The sequence below is a fragment of the Pseudomonas sp. A6 genome, assembly GCF_052367875.1.
GTDB classification, from domain to species: domain Bacteria; phylum Pseudomonadota; class Gammaproteobacteria; order Pseudomonadales; family Pseudomonadaceae; genus Pseudomonas; species Pseudomonas citronellolis.
This window is the reverse complement of the sequence record NZ_CP198970.1, coordinates 5,858,042-5,883,370: the sequence shown is the minus strand read 5'-3', so window position 1 is coordinate 5,883,370 and position 25,329 is coordinate 5,858,042. Positions and strand designations below refer to the sequence as shown.

Sequence of the window (25,329 nt, the reverse complement as noted above, 5' to 3'; positions counted from 1 at the left end):
AGCGGGGCGGGCGGCGGCCGGGCGGCCGCCGCTTTTCGGGGCAGGTCAGGCTTCGGGGTGGTTGCGGAGGAACACCAGGCGGTCGGCGGAGGAGGCTTTGGCATCGAAGCGGTAGCCGGCGTAGTCGAAGTCCTTCAGGCCCTCGGCGTCGGTCAGGCGCTCCTTGATCACGTAGCGCGCCATCAGGCCGCGGGCCTTCTTGGCGTAGAAGCTGATGATCTTGTACTGGCCGTTCTTCAGGTCCTTGAACTCGGTGTCGATGATGCGGGCGTCCAGCGCCTTGCGCTTCACCGCGCCGAAGTATTCGTTGGAGGCCAGGTTGAGCAGCACGGCGTCGCCCTGCTCGGCGAGGTCTTGATTCAGCCAGGCGCTGATGCGCTCGCCCCAGAACTCATAGAGGTTGGCGCCGCGGGCGTTGGCCAGCCTGGTGCCCATCTCCAGGCGGTAGGGCTGCATCAGGTCCAGCGGCCGCAGCACGCCATAAAGGCCGGAGAGCATGCGCAGGTGGCGCTGGGCGAAGTCGAAGTCGGCGGCGTCGAAGTCCTCGGCGGCAAGGCCGGTGTAGACGTCGCCCTTGAAGGCCAGCAGCGCCTGCTTGGCGTTGGCCGGGCTGAAGTCGGGGTGCCAGCTGGCGTAGCGCGCGGCGTTCAGGCCGGCGAGCTTGTCCGACAGGCTCATCAGGCTGCCGATCTGCGCCGGGGTCATCTCGCGCAGCACGCCGATCAGCTCCTGTGCATCGTCCAGGTGCAGCGGCAGGGTGTGGCGGTCGGTGACCGGCGGGGTCTCGTAGTCCAGGGTCTTGGCGGGGGAAATCACCATCAGCATCGTGCGGTCTCCTCGAAGCGTCGGGCGATTGTAGGGAGTTGCCGGGGCCGGCTCCACCCATGGGGACGATAGGCGGGGCCAATGAGGCGGGGCGCGGGAGGGCGATCGGGTGCGGATAAGCCGATGATCGGATTAATAAAATTAGCGCCGTAACGCAGCCGCGCCAAGGTATTTCGTCAGCCGGCGAAAAAAATTCGCCTGATAAGGAAAAAGACTTTCTACCGTCACAATTTTTCCTGTATTTCTGGAGCCGTAGACCGCCGAACCCTGCAGACAGGTGGCGGCCCCGGCCCGTCCCTTGCTTGCACCCCTCTCGAGCCCCGGCATCGAGAGTCGGCGTCTCACCGCACGGCGGAGCGCTGTCACGGCATTCCGTCGTAACGCCCCCAGAATGAGGTGACACGCGTATGGATGACCACGGACGTTCCAGCACCACCCAGCCGATCTTCTACGTCCTCGACACCAACGTTCTGATCCACGATCCCAACGCCCTGCTCAACTTCCAGGAACACCACGTCGCCATCCCGATGACGGTGCTGGAGGAACTCGACAAGCTCAAGACCGGTAAACACTCCGTCGCCGCCGAATGCCGCCAGGCCATCCGCCTGATCGACCAGGTGCTGGGCGAGGCGAGCCCGGAGCAGGTGGAGGACGGCGTTCCCATCCAGCGTGGCAAGAGCGGCCCCTGCGGCAGCCTGTCGATCCTCATGAGCAAGCGCGCCGAGCCGATCACCTGGCTGCCGGAGCACCTCAACGACAACAAGATCATCAACCAGCTGGTCGAGCTGCAGAGCCGCAACAGCAGCCGCCGGGTGGTGCTGGTCACCAAGGACATCAACATGCGCCTGAAGGCGCGCGCCTGCGGGGTGGCGGCGGAGGACTACCACACCGACCAGCTGATCGACGACGTGGCCCTGCTGCCGCGTGGCTACCACTCGCTGAACGGCTCGTTCTGGGACCGCGTCAGCAAGGTCGAGACGCGCCAGGACCACGGCCGCACCTGGCACCGCGTGCAGCTCACCGACAACCTGCCGGCGGTGCACATCAACGAGTTCATCGTCGACGAGCAGGGCTTCGTCGGCTGGATCAAGGGCATCCAGCAGGACGAGTTGCTGATCCTCGACCTGCACCAGGAGCCGCTGCTGCACCAGGAAGCCTGGGGTTTGCGCCCGCGCGACCTGTACCAGTCGCTGGCGCTGTACGCGCTGCTCGACCCGGACATCCACCTGGTCAACCTGTCCGGCGCCGCCGGCTCGGGCAAGACCATCCTGGCCCTGGCCGCGGCCATCGAGCAGACCATGGTCACCAAGCGCTACCGGCGCATCATCGCCACCCGCAGCGTGCAGGGCCTGGACGAGGACATCGGCTTCCTGCCCGGCACCGAGGCCGAGAAGATGGAACCCTGGCTGGGCGCCATCACCGACAACCTGGAAGCCCTGCATTCGGACGACGAATGCACCCACGGCAGCGTCGACTACATCCTCAGCAAGGTGCCGCTGCAGTTCAAGTCGCTGAACTACATCCGCGGCCGCAGCTTCCAGCAGAGCCTGATCCTCATCGACGAATGCCAGAACCTCACCCCGCACCAGATGAAGACCATCATCACCCGCGCGGGCAATGGCTCGAAGGTGATCTGCCTGGGCAACCTGGCGCAGATCGACACCCCCTACCTGTCGGCCACCAGCTCCGGCCTGACCTACCTGACCGAACGCTTCAAGGACTTCCCCCACGGCGTGCACGTGACCCTGCAAGGGGTACCGCGCTCGGTGCTGGCGGAGTTCGCCGAGGCGCATCTGTAAACGCGGGCCCGGCCGGGCTCCTGCTGGGCTGGCCGGAGTACGCGAGTCTTCCCCCATGCACGGAATGCCCCCTCTCCCTTCAGGGAGAGGGCTGGGGAGAGGGTTACGGACTTCGCCCACACACTTTTGCCAAACCTGTACTCCGCACCCCCACCCTAACCCTCCCCCGCAAGCGGGAGAGGGGACCGTTGGGCAGAACGAGAGGCCACGCAGTCAGCCGGCTGCTCCTGTTCGCGAGCAAGCTCGCTCCTACAGGTCGAGGCCGAACTTTCCGTCCACGCCGAACGGCCCCCTCTCCCTTCAGGGAGAGGGCTGGGGAGAGGGTTACGGACTTCGCCGCTGCTCCAGCGCTCGGCCTGAACTCGCCCCCCCACCCTAACCCTCCCCCGCAAGCGGGAGGGGGGACCGTTGGGCAGAATGGGGGGCCATGCAGTCAGCCGGCGGGTCCTGTTCGCGAGCAAGCTCGCTCCTACAGGTTGAGGCCGAACTTTCCGTCCACGCCGAACGGCCCCCTCTCCTTCTGGGAGAGGGCTGGGGTGAGGGTAACGGACAGCTGGCAACTCCCATTCGCAAGCAAAAAAGCACCATCCCCCCGCTCTTCGTAGGAGCGAGCTTGCTCGCGAACCCGCCCTACCTCTTTCTGTATACAATCCCCCTCCTTTTTCACCATCCGCCAGGCCCCCCACGGCCCATCCAGGGCGTACACTGGTTGCCATCGCTCGTTCTACCCGGAGACCTTCCTTGCTCACCCATCTCGATTCCCAGGGCCGCGCCAACATGGTCGACGTCACCGACAAGGCGGTGACCTCCCGTGAAGCCGTGGCCGAAGCGCGGGTGCGCATGCGCCCGGAGACCCTGCGCCTGATCCAGGACGGCGGCCACCCCAAGGGCGACGTCTTCGCCGTGGCGCGCATCGCCGGCATCCAGGCGGCCAAGCGCACCCATGAACTCATCCCGCTTTGCCATCCGCTGCTGCTCACCAGCGTCAAGGTCGAGCTGCAGGCCGACGGAGAGGACGCCGTGCGCATCGAGGCGCGCTGCAAGCTGGCCGGGCAGACCGGCGTGGAGATGGAAGCGCTGACCGCCGCCAGCGTCGCCGCGCTGACCATCTACGACATGTGCAAGGCCGTGGACAAGGGCATGACCATCGAGGGCGTGCGCCTGCTGGAGAAGCTCGGCGGCAAGAGCGGCCACTACCGTGCGGAGGAGGGCCGATGATCCGCGTGCAATACTTCGCCCGTTACCGCGAGGCCCTCGGTCTGGACGGCGAGCAGCTGGGCTGGAGCGAGGCCTTCGCCAGCGTCGACGGCCTGCGCGAACACCTGCTGCAACGCGGCGGCGCCTGGCAGGTGCTGGCCGAGCAGAACCTGATGTGCGCGCGCAACCAGGAGTTGTGCGCCCTCGACGAGCCCCTCGCCGATGGCGACGAGGTGGCCTTCTTCCCCACCGTCACCGGAGGCTGAGGCCATGGCCGTGCGCGTCCAGGAAAACCCCTTCGACCCCGGCGCCGAGGTCAACGCGCTGCATGCCGCCAACGTCGGCATCGGCGCGGTGGTCGGCTTCGTCGGCTACGTGCGTGACTTCAACGACGGCCGCGAGGTCGGCGGCATGTTCCTCGAACACTACCCGGGCATGACCGAGAGGGCCCTGGAGAAGATCGCCGACGAAGCCCGGGAGCGCTGGCCGCTGCTGCGCCTGGAGATCCTCCACCGCATCGGCCGCCTGGAGCCGGGCGAGCCCATCGTCTTCGTCGGCACCGCCAGCGCCCACCGCCAGGCGGCGTTCGACGCCTGCAACTTCGTCATGGACTACCTCAAGACCCGCGCGCCCTTCTGGAAGAAGGAAGACACCGCCGAAGGCCCGCGCTGGGTGGAAGGCCGCTGCAGCGACCAGGCCGCGGCGCAACGCTGGGACAAATAGTCGCGCTACCTCTTCCGAGGAATGGGCAGGCCAGCCGCCGAGGCGCAGGCTGGCCGCAGTCTCATCCTTCCCCGGAGGCAGCCATGAGCCACCTGGCCACGCAGGACTTCCAGAGCCTGCAGATCGCCGTGCTGACCGTCAGCGACACCCGCACCCTGCAAACCGACGACTCCGGCCAGAGCCTGGCCGACGCCCTGCGCGAGGCCGGCCACGTGCTGGCCGAGCGGCGCCTGGTGGTGGACGACATCCACCAGATCCGCGCGGTGGTCTGCGCCTGGATCGCCGACCCACGCATCCAGGTCGGGCTGATCACCGGCGGCACCGGCTTCACCGCCCGCGACAACACCCCGCAGGCCGTCGAGCCGCTGCTGGAGCGGCGCGTCGAGGGCTTCGGCGAACTCTTCCGCCAGGTCTCCCTGGGCGAGATCGGCACCTCCAGCATCCAGTCGCGGGCCCTGGCCGGCGTCACCAACGGCACCCTGGTCTGCTGCCTGCCCGGCTCGCCCGGCGCCTGCCGCACCGCCTGGCGGGAAATCCTCGCCGCGCAGCTGGACAGCCGCACCCGGCCATGCAGCTTCGTGCCGCACCTGAAGACCCCGCCCAGGCCCGAGGGCGGCTGCGGCGGCGGCGCCTGTGCCTGCGGCAGCCGGTCATGAGCGGCTGCGGCTGTGACGGCCACGGCCTGAAACCGGTGGACGAGGCCCTGGCCGAGCTGCTGGCGCGCGCCCCGGCGCCGCCGGCGGTGGAATCCGTGGCCCTGGCCGATGCCCTCGGCCGGGTGCTGGCCAGCGATCTGGAAGCTCCCTGCGACCTGCCGCACTGGGACAACAGCGCGATGGACGGCTACGCCCTGCGCGCGGCCGACGTGCCGGCGGGCGGCGGCAGCCTGGCGCTGGCCGGCTGCATCGCCGCCGGCGAGGCGGGCGACCAGGCGCTGCCGGCGGGCTGCGCCGTGCGCATCTTCACCGGCGCGCCCTTGCCGCCAGGGGCCGACAGCGTGGTGGCCCAGGAGGACTGCCGGGCCGAGGGCGACCGTGTGTGGTTGCCGGCGGTCACGGCCGGTAGCCATGTGCGCCGCCGTGGCGAGGAACTGCGCCGGGGCGTGCCGCTGTTGCGCGCAGGGTGCCGCCTGCGGCCCCAGGAGCTGGGCCTGCTGGCCGCCGTGGGCCAGGCCCGGGTGCCGGTGTACCGGCGCCTGCGCGTGTGCCTGCTGAGCAGCGGCGACGAGCTGCGCGAGCCCGGCCAGGCGCTGGCGCCGGGGCAGATCTACAACGCCAACCGCTTCAGCCTCGGCGCCCTGTTGCGCCAATGGGGCCTGGACGTACAGGAATACGAAGTGCTGGTCGACACCCTGGCCGCCAGCCGTGATGCCCTGGAGCTGGCCGCCGCCGAATGCGACGTGCTGATCAGCAGCGGCGGCGTCTCGGTGGGCGAGCGCGACCACCTCAAGCAGGCGGTCGGCGCCCTCGGCGAGCTGCACCTGTGGCGCCTGGCGATGCAGCCGGGCAAGCCGCTGGCCTTCGGCAGCGTGGCCGGCAAGCCCTGGCTGGGCCTGCCGGGCAACCCGGCGGCGGCGCTGGTCACCGCGCTGGTGGCGGCGCGGCCCTTCCTGCGCCGCGCCCAGGGGCTGGCCGAGACCGCGCTGGCGCCGCTGAACCTGCCGGCGGCCTTCGCCTGGCCGCAGCCGAACAAACGCCGCCAGTACCTGCGGGCGCGCCTGGCGACCGACGCCGGCGGCGTCAGCCGGGTGGAAATCCACCCGCAGCAGGGCTCGGCCATGCTGCTGGCCGCCAGCTGGGCCGACGGCCTGGCGGTGGTGGAGGCGGGGCGCACCCTCGCCGCCGGCGAGCCCGTGGCCTACCTGCCGTTCAGCGAACTGTACGGCTGACGTCAGCCCTGGCCGCCGGCCTCGCCGAGGCGCGGCGGCCGTTCCATGCAAGGGGGAAGCATGCAACTGGTATGTCCGGCGGGCAGCCTGCCCGCCCTCAAGTCGGCGCTGCGCGAAGGCGCCGACGCCATCTACGTGGGTTTCCGCGACGACACCAACGCCCGCCACTTCGCCGGGCTGAACCTCGACGACCGCCAATTGCAGGAGGGCCTGGGGCTGATCCGCGCGGCCGGCCGGCAGCTCTATCTGGCGGTCAACACCTACCCCGGCGCCGCCGGCTGGCCGCGCTGGCAGCGGGCCGTGGACCACGCCGCCGAACTGGGCGTGGACGCGCTGATCGCCGCCGACTGCGCGGTGCTCGGCTACGCCGCGCGGCGCCACCCGGACCTGGCGCTGCACCTGTCGGTGCAGGGCTCGGCGACCAATGTCGCGGCGCTGGCCTTCTACCATGAGCGCTACGGCATCCGCCGCGCGGTGCTGCCGCGGGTGCTGTCGCTGGCCCAGGTGCGCCAGGTGGCGGCGAACAGCCCGGTGCCGGTGGAGGTCTTCGCCTTCGGCAGCCTGTGCATCATGGCCGAGGGGCGTTGCCACCTGTCCTCCTACGTCACCGGCGAGTCGCCGAACCTCTGCGGCGTCTGCTCGCCGGCCAAGGCGGTGCGCTGGAGCGAGGAGCCCGAGGGGCTGACCTCGCGCCTGAACGAAGTGCTGATCGACCGCTACGCGCCGGGCGAGCCGGCTGGCTACCCGACCCTCTGCAAGGGCCGCTTCGTGGTCGACGGCCAGCGCTTCCACGCCCTGGAGGAGCCCACCAGCCTCAACACCATCGACCTCATCCCGCAGCTGGCGCAGATCGGCGTGGCGGCGGTGAAGATCGAGGGCCGCCAGCGCAGCCCGGCCTACGTCGAGCAGGTCACCCGCGTCTGGCGCCAGGCGCTGGACAGCTGGCGCCGCGCGCCGGAGCGCTACCAGCCGCAGGCGCAGTGGCAGGCCGCGCTGGAGAAACTTTCCGAAGGCCACCAGACCACCCTGGGCGCCTACCATCGTTCCTGGCAGTGAGGGAAAGCCTGATGAAACTCAGCCTGGGGCCGGTGCTGTTCTACTGGGACCGCCGGACACTCCTGGACTTCTACGCGCAGATGGCCGAACAGCCGCTGGACGCCATCTACCTCGGCGAGACCGTGTGCTCCAAGCGCCGCGCCCTGTCGCTGGACGACTGGCTGGGCCTGGGCCGCGAGTTGGCGCAGCAGAGCGGGGCGGAAATCCTCCTCTCGGGGCTGGCGCTGATCGAGGCGGCCTCCGAGCTGTCGGCGCTGCGCCGGCTGTGCGGCAACGGCGAGCTGCGGGTGGAGGCCAACGACATGGGCGCGGTGCAGATACTGCACGGCCTGGGCGTCGAGTTCGTCGGCGGCCCGGCGCTGAACCTGTACAACGGCCATGCCCTGGCCGAGCTGCACGGCTGCGGCCTGCGCCGCTGGGTGCCGCCGGTGGAGTGTTCCGGCGAGCAGGTGCTGGCGGTGCTGGAGCAGGCCCGGGAGCTGGGCCTGGAAGACCTGGAAACCGAGGTGTTCGCCTACGGCCACCTGCCCCTGGCGTACTCCGCGCGCTGCTTCACCGCCCGCGCGGAGAACCGGCCCAAGGACGACTGCCAGTTCTGCTGCCAGAACTACCCGGAGGGGATGTCGATGCTCAGCCAGGAAGGCGCGCCGCTGTTCACCCTCAACGGCATCCAGACGATGTCCGGCGAGCCGGGCAACCTGCTGGCCGACTACGCCTCGCTGCGCGACTGCGGCGCCGACCTGCTGCGCCTGAGCCCGCGGGCGCAGGGCATGGTGGAAGTGGTCCAGGCCTTCGATCGGGTGCGCCGCGGCGCTGCGCCGCCGCTGGCGGTGGAAGGTTGCAACGGCTACTGGCATGGCCGCCCCGGCATGTTGCGCAGCGATGAGGTGAACCTGTGCTGAATCTCGAAACCGGCGCCCTGCGCGCCGCCGAACGCCTGCTGCCACTGGCCGCGCGGGTGCCCGCGCCGCTGCAGCGGGCAGTGCTGCAACGCGCCGCCAACCGCCTGTTTGCCGCGCCGCTGGCGGCTGGGGACTTCGATCTGTTGGAGGGCCACTGGCTGCGCCTGGAGGTGAGCGACCTGGGCCTGGGCTGGAACCTCACCCGTGGCCGTAGCGGCCTGCAACTGGCGGAAGGCCCGGTGCCCAGCGTGACCATCCGCGGCGGCTGGCGCGACTTCCTGCTGCTGGCCGGGCGTCAGGAGGACCCCGACACCCTGTTCTTCCGCCGTCGCCTGGTGATCGAGGGCGACACCGAACTGGGCCTGGCGCTGAAGAACCTGATCGACAGCCTCGACCCCGACAGCCTGCCGCCGTGGCTGTGGAACGGCCTGCAGCGCGCTGCCCGCGGCGTGCAGGCGCAGCAGGCCTGAGGCGGCGCTCAGGCGCTGCTGAGCAGGAGGAACTGCAGTTCCTCGTAGAGCATCTCGAAATCGTCGAGCGAACTGCTTTCGCCGTAGCGTTTGCGCAGCCCGTACTCGGTGAGGGTGAGCGCGTGCGCCGGGATCACCCCATGGCGCGCCAGGCAGCCGCGCACGCAATGCAGGTGGCAGCCGTCCAGGGCCAGGATCGGCCGGCCGGAGCAGGCCTTCTTCACCAGCGGCGGCACGTCGCCGCCGACGCCGGCGATGCAGGACATCTCCGCCAGGCCGTCGCGGTCCAGGCGCAGGGCCAGGTCGTTGGCCAACTGGGCCAGGTTGGAACAGCCGGAACAGGAATACACGAGGGGCAACTGGGACTTCGGGTGCATGGCGACCTCCGCGCGGTGAGTGCGCAGTGTCCGGCGGCTGCCAGGCGCGGCGACATGACCTGCGTCAATTCGTGCTGACGGCTACTCCTGTGGAGGTACGGCGGTTTTTCGTGGGGCCGCGGATCGCGCCGGTATGTCCGGTTATCGGGTGGGCATGGCTTCTCGTAGGAGCGAGCTTGCTCGCGAACAGACTCCGCTGCGGGGCTCATTCGCGAGCAAGCTCGCTCCTACGAAGAGCCTCCCGGGAGCGTAGGGCGAATAACCGTTCGCGGTTATCCGCCAATTGTAGGAGCGGGCCCTGCCCGCGATTCGCGCGCAGGGCGCGCTCCTACAGGGGAATGGCGTGGGTGGGGTGGCGTAGGAGCGGATCTTATCCGCGAATCGCGCCGGGACGTCCGGTTATCGCGGACAAGGTCCGCTCCTACGACCGTGCTTCCCGGGAACCGTTGGCGTTATACCCTCCGGGGGGGCTGAAATTGTAGGAGCGGGCCCTGCCCGCGATTCGCGCGCAGGGCGCGCTCCTACGGGGAATGGCGTGGGTGGGGCGGCGTAGGAGCGGATCTCATCCGCGAATCGCGCCGATATGTCCGGCTATCGCGGACAAGGTCCGCTCCTACGGTTAGGAATGCCATGTCTCCAGGCAACCTGTAGGAGCGGGCCCTGCCCGCGATTCGCGCGCAGGGCGCGCTCCTACAGGGGAATGGCGTGGGTGGGGCGGCGTAGGAGCGGATCTTATCCGCGAATCGCGCCGGTGATTCCGGTTATCGCGGACAAGGTCCGCTCCTACGAAGAGCGCTCCGGGGATGCGCCGTGCTTCGCTCAACCCAACCGGTTCTCCACCGCCCATACCGCCGCTTCCACCCGCGAGCGCATGCCCAGTTTGTGCAGCACGCGCTTGACGTGGACTTTCACCGTGCCTTCGGTGATGTCCAGCTTGCGGGCGATCATCTTGTTGCTGAAGCCCTGGGCGAGCTGGCGGAGGATCTGCCGTTCGCGGTCGGTCAGGTCTTCCAGGCGCTTGGGGTGCTCGTCGCCGCGCAGGGCCTGGGCCAGCACCTGGGTCAGTTGCGGGCTGACGCTGAGCTGGCCGGTGGCGGCCTGGCGGATGTGCTCCAGCAGGCGCTCGGGCTCCATGTCCTTGAGCAGGTAGCCGTCGGCGCCGGCGCGCAGCACGCTGATCACGTCGCCGCGGTCGTCGGACACGGTGAACACCACGATGCGCGCGTCCACCCCGTTCTCGCGCAGCGCGCGCAGGGTCTCCAGGCCGTTCATGCCCTTCATGTTGAGGTCCAGCAGGATCATGTCCGGGTCCAGTTCGGCGGCCAGGCGCAGGGCCTCTTCGCCGCTGCCGGCCTCGCCGACCACGCTGAGGTCGTCCTCGAACTCCAGCAGCTGGATCACCCCGCGGCGCATCATCGGGTGGTCGTCCACCAGCAGGATGCGGGCTCGATCGTCGGTGGGGCTGGCGGTCATGGGGCGGACTCCTCGCGCTGGCGTTGGGACAGGGGGTGTGGCTGGAAGCTCAGGCTGACGCGGGTGCCGCGCGGCTCGCGCGGGGCGATGTGGAAGTCGGCGCCGAGGGTCTGGCTGCGTTCGCGCATGATACTAAGCCCATAGTGGCCGTTGCGGTTCTGCGTTGGGTCAAGGCCCACGCCATCGTCCTCGATGCTGACCAGCACCTGGCCGTCCTCGCCCTCGGCCAGCACCACCCGCGCGCAGTCGGCGTGGGCATGGCGGACCACGTTGGACAGCGCCTCGCGGACGATCTGCAGCAGGTGGATTTCGTCGTTGGGGTTGAGCGGGATGTGCGCCAGGCGGTTGTCCAGCTCGATGGTCAGCTCGCCGCGCTCGGCGAACTCGTGCACCGTGTCCTCCAGCGCCACCGCCAGGCTGGAGCGCTCCAGGCTCAGGCGGAAGGTGGTGAGCAGCTCGCGCAGCTGGCGGTAGGCGCTGTTGAGGCCCTCGCGCAGCTCGTCCAGTGTCTCGTCGATCTTCTCCGCCGGCGCTTCGCGCTTGAGCAGGGTGCCCAGGCGGCTGACCTGGATCTTCAGGTACGACAGCGACTGCGCCAGCGAGTCGTGCAGCTCGCGGGCGATGGTGCTGCGCTCGGCGAACAGCGCCAGGCGGCTTTCCTGATCCTGCTGCAGGGCCAGGGCGAAGGTGCGGGCGATGTTGTCGCAGAAGGCCTCGATGCATTGCGCCTGCCAGTCTTCCAGGCGGCCGCTGGCTTCCACGAACAGCTCGCCGAAACGGTGCCCGCCGCTGGCCAGGGGGAACATCAGCAGCGGCTGCAGGCCGCCGCCCTCGCCACAACTGTCGGCCCGGGTGCGGCAGGTGCCGCAGTCGCCCTGCAGGCAGAAGTCGGCGATGGCGCCGCTGGGGGTCAGCGAGTTGTAGGCGCGCTCGACGCCGTCCTTGTTCAGGCAGAGGGTCACCTTGCCGGCCTGCAGCACCTGCTCCAGCTGGCCCAGCAGCGGCCGCAGGCTGCGCTCGTCGTACGGGTCCTGGCCGAGGCGGCGGGCGCTGGCGTAGAGCAGTTCCAGGCGCTGGTGGCTGTGGGAGAGGGCGCGGGTCTTGTCCGCCACCCGCGCTTCCAGCTCGCCGTAGATGCCCTGCAGTTCCTCGGCCATCTGATTGAAGCGCTCGCCCAGCTGGCTCAGCTCGTCCTCGCCGCTGTAGCTGACGCGCGCCTCCAGCTGGCCGCGGCCCAGGCGGCGGGCGGTCTGCGTCAGCTCGCGCAGCGGGCCGACCACGTGGTAGCTGAGGTCGTAGAGGCTGACGAACACCACCAGCAGGCTGAGGAACAGGCACAGGCCCTGCACCGTGCTGAGCATCTGCGAGCGCTGCTCGGCGTTGCGCTGCAGGGTGCCGACGAAGGCGTCGATGTGCCCGACCAGGGTGTCGAGGGTGGCCAGGGCCGGGGTCTGGGCGACGTCCAGGCTAGCCAGTTCCAGGCGCAGCAGCTGGTGCTGGTGGCGCAGCGGGTCGTCGGCGTCGGCGCGTTGCAGCAGGCGCGCGATCTCGCTGCTTTCCAGGCGTTCGCCGAGGGTGCGGCGCAGCGCCTGGCGGCCTTCCGCCGAGGGCTCCAGGGCCAGGCGGTAGCTGAGCATGCGCAGCGAGCCGGCCTGGTTGATCACCGCCGCGTCCTGGTGCGAGTAGTCGGCGAACAGCAGGGCGCTGAACATGCCGGCCAGGGCCAGGGACACCAGCAGGGTGAGGTAGCAGCCGAAGCGCAGGACGATGGAGCGGCGCAGGGTCTGGCGGCCGGCGGGGGCCGTACCTCCAAAGAACCGCTCGGCCGCATCAGGCTCCGAACGAGTGCCTGTGTTCATTTAAAAAGCCTTTTAAATCAATGTGTTGTGCATGTGTTTCGGCGATACCCATTTGTAGGTAGCGGCGCACATCTGCCCATGAAACGGCCCCGGGCTCATTGATCGCGGTCAACGGACGCGAAATGGGCTCTGCCTAACGTGCGGCCAACGGCATCGACGAAAGAGTGTTGGCCATGGCATCGCATCGACAGAAACAGTACTCCGTGCTCGGCATGAGCACACTGGCGTTCGCCGTGAATTTCGCGGTCTGGACGATGTTCTCGATCATCGGTATCCGCATCAAGGCGGAACTGGGCCTGTCCGAGGCGCAGTTCGGCCTGCTGGTGGCGCTGCCGATCCTCACCGGTTCGCTGGTGCGCCTGCCCCTGGGGTTGATCACCGACCGCTTCGGCGGGCGCATCGTGTTCTTCATCCACATGCTGCTGGTGGCCATCCCCATCTACGGCCTGGCCTTCGCCACGCAGTACTGGCAGTACCTGGTGCTGGGCCTGTTCGTCGGCCTGGCCGGCGGCTCCTTCGCGGTGGGCATCGCCTACACCTCGGCCTGGTTCGAGAAGGAGCGCCAGGGCACCGCCATGGGCATCTTCGGCGCCGGCAACGCGGGCGCGGCCATCACCAACCTGGTGGCGCCGCTGATCGTGGTCGCCTTCGGCTGGCGCATGGTGCCGCAGGTGTACTCGGTGGCCATGCTGGTGACCGCGGCGCTGTTCTGGTTCTGCACCTGGAACGACCCGGCCCACGCCAAGGGCGGCGAGGCCGACGCCAACCGCGCCCGGCCGACCCTGGCCAAGCAGCTGGCGCCGCTGGCCGAGCTGCGGGTGTGGCGCTTCGGCCTGTACTACTTCTTCGTCTTCGGCGGCTTCGTCGCCCTGGCCCTGTGGCTGCCCAAGTACTACATCGCCGAGTACGGCCTGGACCTGAAGACCGCGTCCTTCATCACCATGCTGTTCACCCTGCCGTCGGGCCTGATCCGCGCCCTGGGCGGCTGGTTCAGCGACAGCTACGGCGCCCGCGCGGTGAACTGGGGCGTGTTCTGGGTGTGCCTGGTGTGCCTGTTCTTCCTGTCCTACCCGCAGACCACCATGACCATCCACGGCATCCAGGGCGACCTCAGCCTGGGCGTGGGCCTGAACGTCTGGCTGTTCACCTTCCTGGTGTTCGTGGTCGGCATCGCCCAGGGCTTCGGCAAGGCCAGCGTGTACCGCATCATCCACGACTACTACCCGCAGAACATGGGCACCGTCGGCGGCATGGTCGGCGTCATCGGCGGCCTCGGCGGCTTCTGCCTGCCCATCCTGTTCGGCTATGCCGCCGACCACATCGGCGTGCGTTCCTCCTGCTTCATGCTGCTGTTCGGCCTGACCATCGTCTGCATGGTCTGGATGCACTACGCGATCAAGCAGCAGCGCCGCCTCGACGGCCGGGCCCAGACGGCCGACGTCGACCTTTCCCCTCTGACTTCCAGCCAATCCTGACGGAGTGCCGACATGGGCATGATCGCCAATTCCCAACTCAAAGCCGCGCGGGGGCCCCTGCTGGTCGACTGGCGCCCCGAGGACTCGCAGTTCTGGGCGCAGTCCGGCAAGCGCATCGCCACGCGCAACCTGTGGATCTCCATCCCGGCGCTGCTGCTGGCCTTCTCCGTGTGGATGATCTGGAGCACCGTCACCGTGCGCCTGAACGCCGTGGGCTTCGCCTTCAGCAACGACCAGCTGTTCCTGCTGGCCGCGCTGCCGTCGATCTCCGGTGCCACCCTGCGGGTGTTCTACTCCTTCATGGTGCCGGTGTTCGGCGGCCGCCGCTGGACCGCGCTGTCCACCGCCTCGCTGCTGATCCCGTGCATCTGGCTGGGCTTCGCCGTGCAGGATGCGCAGACGCCCTACTGGGTGTTCGCCACCATCGCCCTGCTGTGCGGCTTCGGCGGCGGCAACTTCGCCTCCAGCATGTCCAACATCAGCTTCTTCTATCCCAAGAGCCAGCAGGGCACGGCCCTGGGCCTGAACGCCGGGCTGGGCAACCTGGGCGTCTCGGTGATGCAGTTCGCCGTGCCCCTGGCGGTGGCCGGCGGCCTGTTCGGCAGCTTCGGCGGCGAGCCGCAGCAGCTTTCCGACGGCGGCCGCCTGTGGCTGCAGAACGCCGGCTGGATCTGGGTGCCGTTCATCGCCGTGGTGGCCATCGCCGCCTGGTTCGGGATGAACGACATCGCCGACGCCAAGGCCTCGTTCAGCGAGCAGTCGGTGATCTTCAAGCGCAAGCACAACTGGCTGATGTGCTGGCTGTACGTGGCCACCTTCGGCAGCTTCATCGGCTTCTCGGCCGGCTTCGCCATGCTCAGCAAGACGCAGTTCCCGGACATCAACCCGCTGCAGTACGCCTTCCTCGGCCCGCTGGTGGGCGCCCTGAGCCGGCCCCTGGGCGGCTGGCTGGCGGACAAGTTCGGCGGCGCGCGCATCACCCTGTGGAACTACGCGGCGATGATCGCCGGGGTGTTCGCGGTGATCGCCTTCCTCCCCGGCGACGGTGGCGCGGGCAGCTTCTTCGGCTTCCTCGGCGCCTTCATCGGCCTGTTCTTCTTCGCCGGCATCGGCAACGGCTCCACCTTCCGCATGATCCCGGTGATCTTCCGCAACGAATGGGCCGCGCGCTTCAAGCGTGGCGGCTACAGCGAGGCCGAGGCGGCCCGGAACGCCAGCATGGAGTCGGCCGCGGTGATCGGCTTCTCCGCCGCCATCGGCGCCTTCGGCGGCTTCTTCATCCCCAAGGCCTTCGGCACTTCGCTGGACATGACCGGCAGCGCCGAGGGCGCCCTCTACGTGTTCGTCGCCTACTACCTCAGCTGCATCGTTGCGACCTGGTGGTGGTATGCGCGCAAGGGTGCGGAAAGCCCCTGCTGAGCCCCGTTTCGCGAGCCTGATTAGCGTTTGAACGCCCGGCGTAGACCGGGTGAGGAGATACAGATGAGTTACCTGCTCGACCGCCTGCAGTTCTTCAAGAAGAAACAGGGCGAATTCGCCGATGGCCATGGCGAGGTCTCCAACGAGAGCCGCGCCTGGGAGAACGGCTACCGCCAGCGCTGGCAGCACGACAAGATCGTGCGTTCCACCCACGGGGTGAACTGCACCGGCTCCTGCTCCTGGAAGATCTACGTGAAGAACGGCCTGATCACCTGGGAGACCCAGCAGACCGACTACCCGCGCACCCGCCCGGACCTGCCCAACCACGAGCCGCGCGGCTGCCCGCGCGGGGCCAGCTACTCCTGGTACATCTACAGCGCCAACCGCCTGAAGTACCCCAAGGTGCGCAAGCCGCTGCTCAAGCTGTGGCGCGAGGCGCGCGCCGCGCACAAGGACGCGGTGGACGCCTGGGCGAGCATCGTCGAGGACGCCGCCAAGGCCAGGAGCTACAAGAGCGAGCGCGGCCTGGGCGGCTTCGTGCGCTCCAGCTGGGACGAGGTCACCGAGATCATCGCCGCGGCCAACGTCTACACCGTGAAGACCTACGGCCCCGACCGCGTCATCGGCTTCTCGCCGATCCCGGCCATGTCCATGGTCAGCTACGCCGCCGGCGCCCGCTACCTGTCGCTGATCGGCGGGGTGTGCCTGAGCTTCTACGACTGGTACTGCGACCTGCCGCCGGCCAGCCCGCAGATCTGGGGCGAGCAGACCGACGTGCCGGAGTCGGCCGACTGGTACAACTCCAGCTACATCATCGCCTGGGGCTCCAACGTCCCGCAGACGCGCACCCCCGATGCGCACTTCTTCACCGAGGTGCGCTACAAGGGCACCAAGACCGTGGCCGTGACCCCGGACTACTCCGAGGTGGCCAAGCTCACCGACCTCTGGCTCAACCCCAAGCAGGGCACCGACGCCGCGCTGGGCATGGCCTTCGGTCACGTCATCCTCAAGGAATTCCACCTCGACAAGCCGCGCGCCTACTTCGTCGACTACTGCCGGCAGTACACCGACATGCCCATGCTGGTGCTGCTGGAGCCGCACGGCGAGGGCGCCTTCAAGCCGACCCGCTACCTGCGCGCCGCCGACCTCGACGGCCAGCTGGGCCAGGACAACAACCCCGAGTGGAAGACCATCGCCTTCGATGAAAGCAGCGGCGAGCTGGTCTCGCCCACCGGCGCCATCGGCTACCGCTGGGGCGAGTCGGGCAAGTGGAACATCGAGGAGAAGGAAGGCGGCCAGGGCCGCGAGACGCGCCTCAGCCTGAGCCTGATCGACGGCCCGGAGCACGCCTGCGAGGTGGGCTTCCCGTACTTCGCCGGCCAGCTGCACCCGCACTTCAAGGGCGTGGACAACGACGAGGTGCTGCTGCGCCGCGTGCCCTTCCGCGACATCCAGGGCGCCGACGGCAAGACCCTGCGCGTGGCCACCGTCTACGACCTGCAGATGGCCAACTACAGCGTCGACCGCGGCCTGGGCGGCGCCAACGTGGCCCACGGCTTCGACGACGCCGACACCCCCTACACCCCGGCCTGGCAGGAACGCATCACCGGCGTGCCGGCCGCCCGCGCCATCCAGGTGGCCCGCGAGTTCGCCGACAGCGCCGACAAGACCCACGGCAAGGCCATGGTCATCATCGGCGCGGCGATGAACCACTGGTACCACATGGACATGAACTACCGCGCGGTCATCAACATGCTGATGATGTGCGGCTGCATCGGCCAGAGCGGCGGCGGCTGGGCCCACTACGTCGGCCAGGAGAAGCTGCGCCCGCAGACCGGCTGGGTACCGCTGGCCTTCGGCACCGACTGGAGCCGCCCGCCGCGGCAGATGAACGGCACCAGCTTCTTCTACCTGCACAGCTCGCAGTGGCGCCATGAAAAGCTGTCGATGCACGAAGTGCTCTCGCCCCTGGCCGACAGCAGGCAGTTCCCCGAGCACGCGGTGGACTACAACATCCGCGCCGAGCGCATGGGCTGGCTGCCCTCCGCGCCGCAGCTGGACCGCAACCCGCTGCGCATCGCCGCCGACGCCGAGAAGGCCGGGCTGCCGGTGCAGGACTACGTGGTGCGCGAGCTCAAGGCCGGCAACCTGCGCTTCGCCAGCGAGAAGCCGGACGACGCGCAGAACTTCCCGCGCAACATGTTCATCTGGCGTTCCAACCTGCTGGGCAGCTCGGGCAAGGGCCACGAGTACATGCTCAAGTACCTGCTGGGCGCCAAGAACGGCGTGATGAACGAGGACCTCGGCAAGGCCGGCGGCCCGCGTCCCACCGAGGTGGACTGGGTGGAGCAGGGCGCCGAAGGCAAGGTCGACCTGGTCACCACCCTGGACTTCCGCATGTCCTCCACCTGCATGTACTCGGACATCGTCCTGCCGACGGCCACCTGGTACGAGAAGGACGACCTCAACACCTCCGACATGCACCCCTTCATCCACCCGCTGTCGGCCGCCATCGACCCGGCCTGGGAGGCCAAGAGCGACTGGGAGATCTACAAGGCCATCGCGAAGAAATTCTCCGAGGTCGCCGTCGGCCACCTGGGTGTGGAGCAGGACCTGGTCACCGTGCCGCTGCTGCACGACACCGCCAACGAACTGGCCCAGCCCTTCGGCGGCAGTGATTGGAAGAAAGGCGAGTGCGAAGCGCTGCCGGGCAAAACCATGCCCACCCTGCATGTGGTCGAGCGCGACTACCCGAACACCTACAAGAAGTTCACCTCCCTCGGCCCGCTGCTGGACAAGCTGGGCAACGGCGGCAAGGGCATCGGCTGGAACACCGAGAAGGAAGTGAAACTGGTGGGCGATCTCAACCACCGAGTGCTGGAGCCGGGCGTCAGCCAGGGCCGGCCGCGCATCGAGAGCGCCATCGACGCCGCCGAGGTGATCCTCGCCCTGGCCCCGGAAACCAACGGCCAGGTGGCGGTCAAGGCGTGGAACGCGTTGGCCAAGATCACCGGGCGCGAGCACGAGCACCTGGCGCTGCCCAAGGAAGAGGAGAAGATCCGCTTCCGCGACATCCAGGCGCAGCCGCGCAAGATCATCTCCAGCCCCACCTGGTCGGGCCTGGAAGACGAGCACGTGAGCTACAACGCCTGCTACACCAACGTCCACGAGCTGATCCCGTGGCGCACCATCACCGGCCGCCAGCAGTTCTACCAGGACCACCCGTGGATGCAGGCCTTCGGCGAAGGCTTCGTCAGCTACCGGCCGCCGGTCAACACCCGCAGCACCGACAAGCTGTTCAACAAGAAGCCCAACGGCAACCCGGAGATCACCCTGAACTGGATCACCCCGCACCAGAAATGGGGCATCCACTCCACCTACAGCGACAACCTGCTGATGCTCACCCTGTCGCGCGGCGGGCCGATCATCTGGCTCAGCGAGCATGACGCCAAGCGCGCCGGCATCGAGGACAACGACTGGGTCGAAGTCTTCAACGCCAACGGCGCCGCCACCTGCCGCGCGGTGGTCAGCCAGCGGGTGAAGGACGGCATGGTGCTGATGTACCACGCCCAGGAACGCATCGTGAACGTGCCCGGCAGCGAGACCACCAAGACCCGCGGCGGCCACCACAACTCGGTGACCCGCGTGGTGCTCAAGCCCACCCACATGATCGGCGGTTACGCCCAGCAGGCCTGGGGCTTCAACTACTACGGCACCGTGGGCTGCAACCGCGACGAGTTCGTGGTGGTGCGCAAGATGAACAAGGTCGACTGGCTCGACGAGCCGGAACACGGTGGCCTGGGCGGCGACGCCCTGCCGCAGCCGCTGCCCCGGGACATTTGAGGAGAGACGCCATGAAAATTCGTTCGCAAGTCGGCATGGTGTTGAACCTCGACAAATGCATCGGCTGCCACACCTGCTCCATCACCTGCAAGAACGTCTGGACCAGCCGCGAGGGCATGGAATACGCCTGGTTCAACAACGTCGAGACCAAGCCCGGCATCGGCTACCCGAAGGAGTGGGAGAACCAGCAGAAGTGGAAGGGCGGCTGGGTGCGCAACGCCGACGGCTCCATCGTCCCGCGCATCGGCGGCAAGTTCCGGGTGCTGGCGAACATCTTCGCCAACCCCGACCTGCCGGAGATCGACGACTACTACGAACCCTTCGACTTCGACTACCAGCACCTGCACACCGCGCCCAAGGCGCAGCACCAGCCGGTGGCGCGGCCGCGCTCGCTGATCAGCGGGCAACGCATGCAGAAGATCGAATGGGGCCCGAACTGGGAGGAAATCCTCGGCACCGAGTTCGCCAAGCGGCGCAAGGACAAGAACTTCGACCAGGTCCAGGCGGACATCTACGGCGAGTACGAGAACACCTTCATGATGTACTTGCCGCGCCTGTGCGAGCACTGCCTGAACCCGGCGTGCGTGGCGTCCTGCCCGAGCGGGGCGATCTACAAGCGCGAGGAGGACGGCATCGTCCTCATCGACCAGGACAAGTGCCGCGGCTGGCGCATGTGCATCAGCGGCTGCCCGTACAAGAAGATCTACTTCAACTGGAAGAGCGGCAAGTCCGAGAAGTGCATCTTCTGCTACCCGCGCATCGAGGCCGGCCAGCCCACCGTGTGCTCGGAGACCTGCGTGGGGCGCATCCGCTACCTCGGCGTGCTGCTCTACGACGCCGACCGCATCCATGAAGTGGCCAGCTGCGCCGACGAGCGCGAGCTGTACCAGAAGCAGCTGGAAATCTTCCTCGACCCGTTCGACCCGAAAGTGATCGAGCAGGCGCGCAAGGACGGCGTGCCGGACAGCGTCATCGAGTCGGCGCAGAAGTCGCCGGTGTACAAGCTGGCCATGGACTGGCAGTTGGCCCTGCCGCTGCACCCGGAATACCGCACGCTGCCGATGGTCTGGTACGTGCCGCCGCTGTCGCCGATCCAGAACGCCGCCGCCGAGGGTCACATCGGCAGCGACGGGGTGATCCCGGACGTCGAATCGCTGCGCATCCCCGTGCAGTACCTGGCCAACCTGCTCACCGCCGGCGACACCGCGCCGGTGCTGCGCGCCCTCAAGCGCCTGCTGGCGATGCGCGCCTACAAGCGCGCCGAGCAGGTGGAAGGCAAGCAGGACCTGGACGTGCTGGCCAAGGCCGGGCTGAGCGTCAGCCAGGTCGAGGAGATGTACCGCTACCTGGCCATCGCCAACTACGAGGACCGCTTCGTCATCCCCACCGCGCACCGCGAGGAGGCGCTTTCTGACGCCTTCGCCGAGCGCTCGGGCTGCGGCTTCAGCTTCGGCAGCGGCTGCTCGGGCAACTCCGGCGTGAACCTGTTCGGCGGCAAGCCGGTGGACCGCCGCAACGTCATCCAGACCGTGCAGATCCAGGAGTGAAGGCCATGACTATCTCCCTGGAAAGCCACAGCCAACTGCTCAAGCTCTGCGCGCTGCTGCTGGACTACCCGCGCCTGGAAGTGCGCGAGGAAAGCCTGGCGCTGCACGCGCTGATCCGCACCAGCGACCTGCCCGAGGCGCAGCGCGACGGCCTCGCCGCGCTGCTCAACGAACTCTGCCAGGGCGACCTGCTGGACGTGCAGGCGCGCTACGACGGCCTGTTCGAACGCGGCCGCTCGGTCTCGCTGCTGCTCTTCGAGCACGTCCACGGCGAGAGCCGCGACCGCGGCCAGGCCATGGTCGATCTGCTGCACCGCTACAACGCCGCGGGCCTGGCCATCCACGTCAACGAGCTGCCGGACTACCTGCCGCTGTACCTGGAGTTCCTCGCCCTGCAGGACGCCGAGGGCGCGCGCGTCGGCCTGGCCGAGGTGGCGCACATCCTTGCCCTGCTGGCGACGCGCCTGGACGAGCGCGGCAGCGCCTACGCGGCGGTGTTCCACGGCCTGCTGGAACTCTCCGGCGAGCGCCCGGACCTGGCCGGGCTGCACCGCGACTGCGAGCAGGAGGCTCGCGACGACAGCCTGGAGGCGCTGGACAAGGCCTGGGAGGAAACCCAGGTGAGCTTCGGCGAGCCCGCCGCCGGCTGCCCGTCGAACCCGCGGCAGCCCTCCAGTGCCCTCGAACAACCCCTGCAATGGGTCGCCCAGCCGGTGCCGCCGCGCCGGGTGGCCAGCCAAGGAGCCTGATCATGTCGTTCAATACCCTGCTGTTCGGGGTCTACCCCTACGTCGCCCTGTTCATCTGCCTGGTGGGCAGCTGGGCGCGCTTCGACCTGTCGCAATACACCTGGAAGGCCGGCTCCAGCCAGATGCTGAGCAAGAAAGGCATGCGCGTGTACAGCAACCTGTTCCACGTGGGCGTGCTGTTCATCCTCGCCGGCCACTTCGTCGGCCTGCTGACGCCGCACGCGGTCTACGAGCACCTGATCAGCACCGAGCACAAGCAACTGCTGGCCATGGTTTCCGGCGGCTTCTTCGGCGTGCTCTGCTTCATCGGCCTGACCGGGCTGATCCTGCGCCGCCTGACCGACGCCCGGGTGCGCGCCACCGGCAACGCCTCGGACCTGATGATCCTGCTGGTGCTCTACGCCCAGCTGATCCTCGGCCTGTCCACCATCGTCGCCTCCACCCACCACCTGGACGGCTCGGTGATGGTCATGCTGGCCGACTGGGCGCAGTCGGTGGTCACCCTGCAGCCGCTGGCCGCGGCCGAGGCCATCGCCCCGGTGTCGCTGGTCTACAAGCTGCACGTGATGCTCGGCCTGACGCTGTTCGTGCTCTTCCCCTTCACCCGCCTGGTGCACATCGTCAGCGCCCCGGTGTGGTACCTGGGCCGCCGCTACCAGGTGGTCCGCCAGAAGAGCCGCGCGGCCTGAACAGTCGCGCCAACCCACTGGGCGGATAACCGTTCGCGGTTATCCGCCACCGAAGGTGAATCCCATGAGCTGCTCCCACTACGAAAACCGCGTCGAACACGTCGAGCTGCCGAAGCTGGCGGTCAACGGCATCGCCATCGACGCCGACGAACTGGCCCGCGAACTCCAGTACCACCCGGCCACCAGCCACGCCGAGGCGTTGCACGCCGCCTGCCGCGCGCTGGTGGTGCGCCAGCTGCTGCTGCAGCGCGCCGACGCGCTGGGCATCAGCGCCGAGGCGGAGGAGGACGAGGCGCCCGAGGAAGCCCGCATCCGTGCCCTGGTCGACCGTGACGTAGGGACACCCGAGGCTGACGAAACCAGCTGCCGGCAATGGTACGAGGCCAACCCCGGCCGCCTGACCAGCCCCTGGCGCATGAGCCTGCGGCACATCCTGCTGGCCTGCGCCCCGGACGACCTGGAAGGCCGCGCCAAGGCCCGCGAACGGGCCCTGGCCCTGCTGGAAGCGCTGCGCGAACACCCCGAGCGCTTCACCGAAAAGGCCATGCGCTTCTCCGCCTGCCCGTCGAAGGACGAGGGCGGCGACCTGGGCTGGATCGAGCCGGGCCAGACCGTGCCCGAGTTCGAGAAACGCCTGCTGCGGGAAACCCCCGGCCTGCTGGCCCAGCCCCTGGAAAGCCGCTACGGCCTGCACGTGGTCGAACTGCTGGCGCGCGAGGGCGGCGAACCGCTGCCCTTCGCCGAAGCCCGCCCGCGCATCGCCGCCTACCTGCGCGCCCAGGTGCTGCAGCGCGCGGTCAGCCAGTACATCGCGGTGCTGGCCGGCGAGGCGCACATCGAAGGCTTCGCCTTCGACGCCGCGGACTCGCCGCTGGTGCAGTGAGGCAGCCGCCGCACTGGACAGCCCCCTCTTCCTTCAGGGAGAGGGCTGGGGAGAGGGCCGGATCATCCGCCTTCGCCAAAGCATCAACCGGAGCACCCACATGTCCGACTGGATCGACGGCCAGGGCCGCAAGATCGACTACCTGCGCCTGTCGGTGACCGACCGCTGCGACTTCCGCTGCGTCTACTGCATGGCCGAGAACATGCGCTTCCTGCCACGCCAGCAGGTGCTGACCCTGGAAGAGATCGAGCGCGTCGCCCGGCTGTTCGTCGAGCGCGGCGTGCGCAAGCTGCGCCTCACCGGCGGCGAGCCGCTGGTGCGCCCCGGCATCGTCGGCCTGTGCGAACGCCTGGCCGCGCTGCCCGGCCTACGCGAACTGTGCATGACCAGCAACGGCTCGCAACTCGTCCGCCTGGCCGGCGACCTGCGCGCCGCGGGCCTGACGCGCCTGAACATCAGCCTCGACACCCTGAACCCGCAGCGCTTCCAGGCCATCACCCGCACCGGCCGCCTCGACCAGGTGCTGCGCGGCATAGACGCGGCGCGGGAGGTGGGCTTTCCCGGGATCAAGCTCAACTGCGTGGTGATGAAGGGCCGCAACGCCGACGAGGTGCCGGCGCTGGTGGACTACGCCATCGCCAACGAACTGGACATCAGCTTCATCGAGGAAATGCCCCTGGGCCAGGTCGGTCGCGACCGCGAGGAGAGCTTCTGCTCCAGCGACGAGGTGCGCGCGCTGATCGCCGAGCGTTTCGAACTGCTGGACAGCGCCGAACACAGCGGCGGCCCGGCGCGCTACGTGCGCCTGGCGCAGCACCCGCGCACGCGCATCGGCTTCATCTCGCCGCACTCGCACAACTTCTGCGCCACCTGCAACCGCCTGCGCCTGACCGCCGAAGGCCGCCTGCTGCTGTGCCTGGGCCACGAGCACTCCGTGGACCTGCGCGGCCTGCTGCGCCGCTACCCGCTGGACGACGGCCCGATCCTCGACGCCCTCCACGCCGCCCTGCAACGCAAGCCCGCCCGCCACGAATTCAACACCGGCGGCGAAGTGCAGGTGCTGCGCTTCATGAACCTCAGCGGCGGCTGAGCCAAAGTAAAGAACGCCCCTCGTAGGATGGGTTGAGCGAAGCGATACCCATCACCCCGGCCCGATGGGTATCGCAAGCTCAACCCATCCTACGGTCGTGCTTTCCCGTCCCCAAAGAAAAGGCCCCGGCGAAATGAGCGGTTCGCTGGGGCCTGGGCGCATGTCTGCGCTGGATAACCGTGGTTGGAAAGGCAGATCATCTCGTCTGGCGGTCCCTCCATATGGCTGTCGTTGCAAGTCAGACTAGGCCAGCGCCGGGGCACTGACATCCCTCGTAGGGGGTAGTCCGCCCGAGGCGAAAGAGAGTGCGGCGACGTTATCCGCCGCCTGGCGTTCAGCGCGGGTTGCTGGAGGAGCCGCCGCCGAACAGGCCGCCGAAGATGCTGTTGACCAGGCCGAACAGGCCACCGACGATCGGCAGGTTCTGCAGCACGTTGAACACGCCGCCCAGCAGGCCGCCGGACTGCGAGCCGGAAGTGCCGAACAGGTCGCCCAGCATGCCGAAGAGGAAGCCGCCGGCTACCTGGTCGATTTCGTTTTCGTTGAGTACTTTCAGATCGTTCATGGCTGTCTCTCGCAAGCAGGAAAGGGATCGGCCCAGGATGGGCCGACCCGCATTCTCCCGGCCACCGCGCAGGCGGGCCATTCGGGATGGGCGCGCCGGACGGTGGGAAACGTCCGGTGTGCGCGGACATGGTCACGCGGAAGGGGCTGTCTTCGCGTGCTCGCGAACGGTGCTGACCGGCGGCTGTGTGTGCCAGGTTGCCTCCGCTCCCTCACCCCAGCCCTCTCCCAGAGGGAGAGGGGGCCGCTCGGCGTCGGCGAGAAGTTCGGCGTCACCCTGTAGGAGCGGGCCCTGCCCGCGAAATCGCGCGCAGGGCGCGCTCCTACAATGGGGAGGGGGGTACGGAGGGGGCGGGCTGGCTCCGTTGCCCTCACCCCAGCCCTCTCCCAAAGGGAGAGGGGGCCGTTCGGCGTCGGTGGGAAGTTTGGCGTCAACCTGTAGGAGCGAGCTTGCTCGCGAACGGTGCTGACCGGCGGCTGTGTGTGCCAGGTTGCCTCCGC

At 68.6% G+C, this 25,329-nt stretch carries 22 protein-coding genes; 17 read left to right on the top strand and 5 right to left on the bottom strand.

Annotated features, from left to right (window positions below; genetic code table 11):
* Window positions 1–45: 45 nt before the first annotated feature.
* Complete coding sequence (gene yaaA, locus ACTWJ5_RS25810) at window positions 46–825, bottom strand: peroxide stress protein YaaA (protein ID WP_444436809.1); 780 nt, start codon at window positions 823–825, stop codon at window positions 46–48.
* 407 nt (window positions 826–1,232) lie between these two features.
* On the opposite strand from yaaA, the gene ACTWJ5_RS25805 reads away from it, so the two are divergent.
* The 9 genes from ACTWJ5_RS25805 (at window position 1,233) to ubiT (ending at window position 8,860) form a co-directional block, all read left to right on the top strand.
* Complete coding sequence (locus ACTWJ5_RS25805) at window positions 1,233–2,624, top strand: PhoH family protein (RefSeq protein ID WP_009616091.1); 1,392 nt, start codon at window positions 1,233–1,235, stop codon at window positions 2,622–2,624.
* 741 nt (window positions 2,625–3,365) lie between these two features.
* Window positions 3,366–3,842: a cyclic pyranopterin monophosphate synthase MoaC gene (gene moaC / locus ACTWJ5_RS25800; protein WP_009616092.1), complete on the top strand. Its 477-nt coding sequence runs from the start codon at window positions 3,366–3,368 to the stop codon at window positions 3,840–3,842.
* Window positions 3,839–4,087 (top strand): MoaD/ThiS family protein, encoded by a 249-nt coding sequence (locus ACTWJ5_RS25795; protein WP_009616093.1) that lies wholly within the window; start codon window positions 3,839–3,841, stop codon window positions 4,085–4,087. The genes moaC and ACTWJ5_RS25795 overlap by 4 nt, the downstream gene beginning before the upstream one ends.
* A 4-nt stretch (window positions 4,088–4,091) precedes the next feature.
* A complete protein-coding gene (gene moaE / locus ACTWJ5_RS25790) occupies window positions 4,092–4,544 on the top strand; it encodes a molybdopterin synthase catalytic subunit MoaE (RefSeq protein ID WP_074984569.1) in 453 nt (150 codons plus the stop codon).
* Window positions 4,545–4,627: 83 nt separating this feature from the next.
* On the top strand, window positions 4,628–5,200 hold the full coding sequence (gene moaB / locus ACTWJ5_RS25785) for a molybdenum cofactor biosynthesis protein B (protein ID WP_043273106.1): 573 nt from the start codon (window positions 4,628–4,630) through the stop codon (window positions 5,198–5,200).
* A complete protein-coding gene (locus tag ACTWJ5_RS25780; RefSeq protein WP_444436808.1) occupies window positions 5,197–6,432 on the top strand; it encodes a molybdopterin molybdotransferase MoeA in 1,236 nt (411 codons plus the stop codon). The genes moaB and ACTWJ5_RS25780 overlap by 4 nt, the downstream gene beginning before the upstream one ends.
* A gap of 60 nt (window positions 6,433–6,492) precedes the next feature.
* Window positions 6,493–7,488, top strand: a complete 996-nt coding sequence (gene ubiU, locus ACTWJ5_RS25775; RefSeq protein WP_043273102.1) for a ubiquinone anaerobic biosynthesis protein UbiU — start codon at window positions 6,493–6,495, stop codon at window positions 7,486–7,488.
* Between the two features lie 11 nt (window positions 7,489–7,499).
* Window positions 7,500–8,390: a U32 family peptidase gene (locus ACTWJ5_RS25770; protein WP_043273099.1), complete on the top strand. Its 891-nt coding sequence runs from the start codon at window positions 7,500–7,502 to the stop codon at window positions 8,388–8,390.
* Window positions 8,384–8,860, top strand: coding sequence for a ubiquinone anaerobic biosynthesis accessory factor UbiT (ubiT, locus tag ACTWJ5_RS25765; protein ID WP_116422866.1), 477 nt, complete (start codon window positions 8,384–8,386; stop codon window positions 8,858–8,860). The genes ACTWJ5_RS25770 and ubiT overlap by 7 nt, the downstream gene beginning before the upstream one ends.
* Window positions 8,861–8,868: 8 nt before the next feature.
* Here ubiT and ACTWJ5_RS25760 read toward each other — a convergent pair whose 3' ends face one another.
* From ACTWJ5_RS25760 to ACTWJ5_RS25750, 3 genes are all read right to left on the bottom strand, one after another.
* Window positions 8,869–9,237 (bottom strand): putative zinc-binding protein, encoded by a 369-nt coding sequence (locus ACTWJ5_RS25760; RefSeq protein ID WP_074984560.1) that lies wholly within the window; start codon window positions 9,235–9,237, stop codon window positions 8,869–8,871.
* Window positions 9,238–10,056: 819 nt separating this feature from the next.
* Window positions 10,057–10,710, bottom strand: a complete 654-nt coding sequence (gene narL / locus ACTWJ5_RS25755) for a two-component system response regulator NarL (protein ID WP_009616101.1) — start codon at window positions 10,708–10,710, stop codon at window positions 10,057–10,059.
* The gene (locus ACTWJ5_RS25750; protein ID WP_256512609.1) at window positions 10,707–12,569 is read right to left on the bottom strand and encodes a histidine kinase; all 1,863 of its coding nucleotides are present in this window, start codon (window positions 12,567–12,569) and stop codon (window positions 10,707–10,709) included. The genes narL and ACTWJ5_RS25750 overlap by 4 nt, the downstream gene beginning before the upstream one ends.
* A 173-nt stretch (window positions 12,570–12,742) precedes the next feature.
* On the opposite strand from ACTWJ5_RS25750, the gene ACTWJ5_RS25745 reads away from it, so the two are divergent.
* The 8 genes from ACTWJ5_RS25745 to moaA all read left to right on the top strand — a co-directional run bounded on the left by ACTWJ5_RS25745 (window position 12,743) and on the right by moaA (window position 24,264).
* Complete coding sequence (locus ACTWJ5_RS25745; protein WP_116422868.1) at window positions 12,743–14,044, top strand: nitrate/nitrite transporter; 1,302 nt, start codon at window positions 12,743–12,745, stop codon at window positions 14,042–14,044.
* 12 nt (window positions 14,045–14,056) lie between these two features.
* On the top strand, window positions 14,057–15,463 hold the full coding sequence (locus tag ACTWJ5_RS25740) for a NarK family nitrate/nitrite MFS transporter (protein ID WP_249918979.1): 1,407 nt from the start codon (window positions 14,057–14,059) through the stop codon (window positions 15,461–15,463).
* Window positions 15,464–15,526: 63 nt separating this feature from the next.
* Window positions 15,527–19,306, top strand: a complete 3,780-nt coding sequence (locus ACTWJ5_RS25735) for a nitrate reductase subunit alpha (protein WP_444436807.1) — start codon at window positions 15,527–15,529, stop codon at window positions 19,304–19,306.
* An 11-nt stretch (window positions 19,307–19,317) separates the two neighbouring features.
* On the top strand, window positions 19,318–20,853 hold the full coding sequence (gene narH / locus ACTWJ5_RS25730; RefSeq protein WP_444436806.1) for a nitrate reductase subunit beta: 1,536 nt from the start codon (window positions 19,318–19,320) through the stop codon (window positions 20,851–20,853).
* A 17-nt stretch (window positions 20,854–20,870) separates the two neighbouring features.
* Window positions 20,871–21,602, top strand: a complete 732-nt coding sequence (gene narJ / locus ACTWJ5_RS25725) for a nitrate reductase molybdenum cofactor assembly chaperone (RefSeq protein WP_116423176.1) — start codon at window positions 20,871–20,873, stop codon at window positions 21,600–21,602.
* Between the two features lie 2 nt (window positions 21,603–21,604).
* Window positions 21,605–22,291: a respiratory nitrate reductase subunit gamma gene (narI, locus tag ACTWJ5_RS25720; RefSeq protein WP_009616108.1), complete on the top strand. Its 687-nt coding sequence runs from the start codon at window positions 21,605–21,607 to the stop codon at window positions 22,289–22,291.
* 64 nt (window positions 22,292–22,355) lie between these two features.
* The gene (locus tag ACTWJ5_RS25715) at window positions 22,356–23,174 is read left to right on the top strand and encodes a peptidylprolyl isomerase (RefSeq protein ID WP_249918981.1); all 819 of its coding nucleotides are present in this window, start codon (window positions 22,356–22,358) and stop codon (window positions 23,172–23,174) included.
* A 100-nt stretch (window positions 23,175–23,274) separates the two neighbouring features.
* A complete protein-coding gene (gene moaA / locus ACTWJ5_RS25710; protein ID WP_253389876.1) occupies window positions 23,275–24,264 on the top strand; it encodes a GTP 3',8-cyclase MoaA in 990 nt (329 codons plus the stop codon).
* A gap of 334 nt (window positions 24,265–24,598) precedes the next feature.
* Here moaA and ACTWJ5_RS25705 read toward each other — a convergent pair whose 3' ends face one another.
* The gene (locus ACTWJ5_RS25705) at window positions 24,599–24,829 is read right to left on the bottom strand and encodes a hypothetical protein (RefSeq protein ID WP_009616111.1); all 231 of its coding nucleotides are present in this window, start codon (window positions 24,827–24,829) and stop codon (window positions 24,599–24,601) included.
* Window positions 24,830–25,329: the final 500 nt, after the last annotated feature.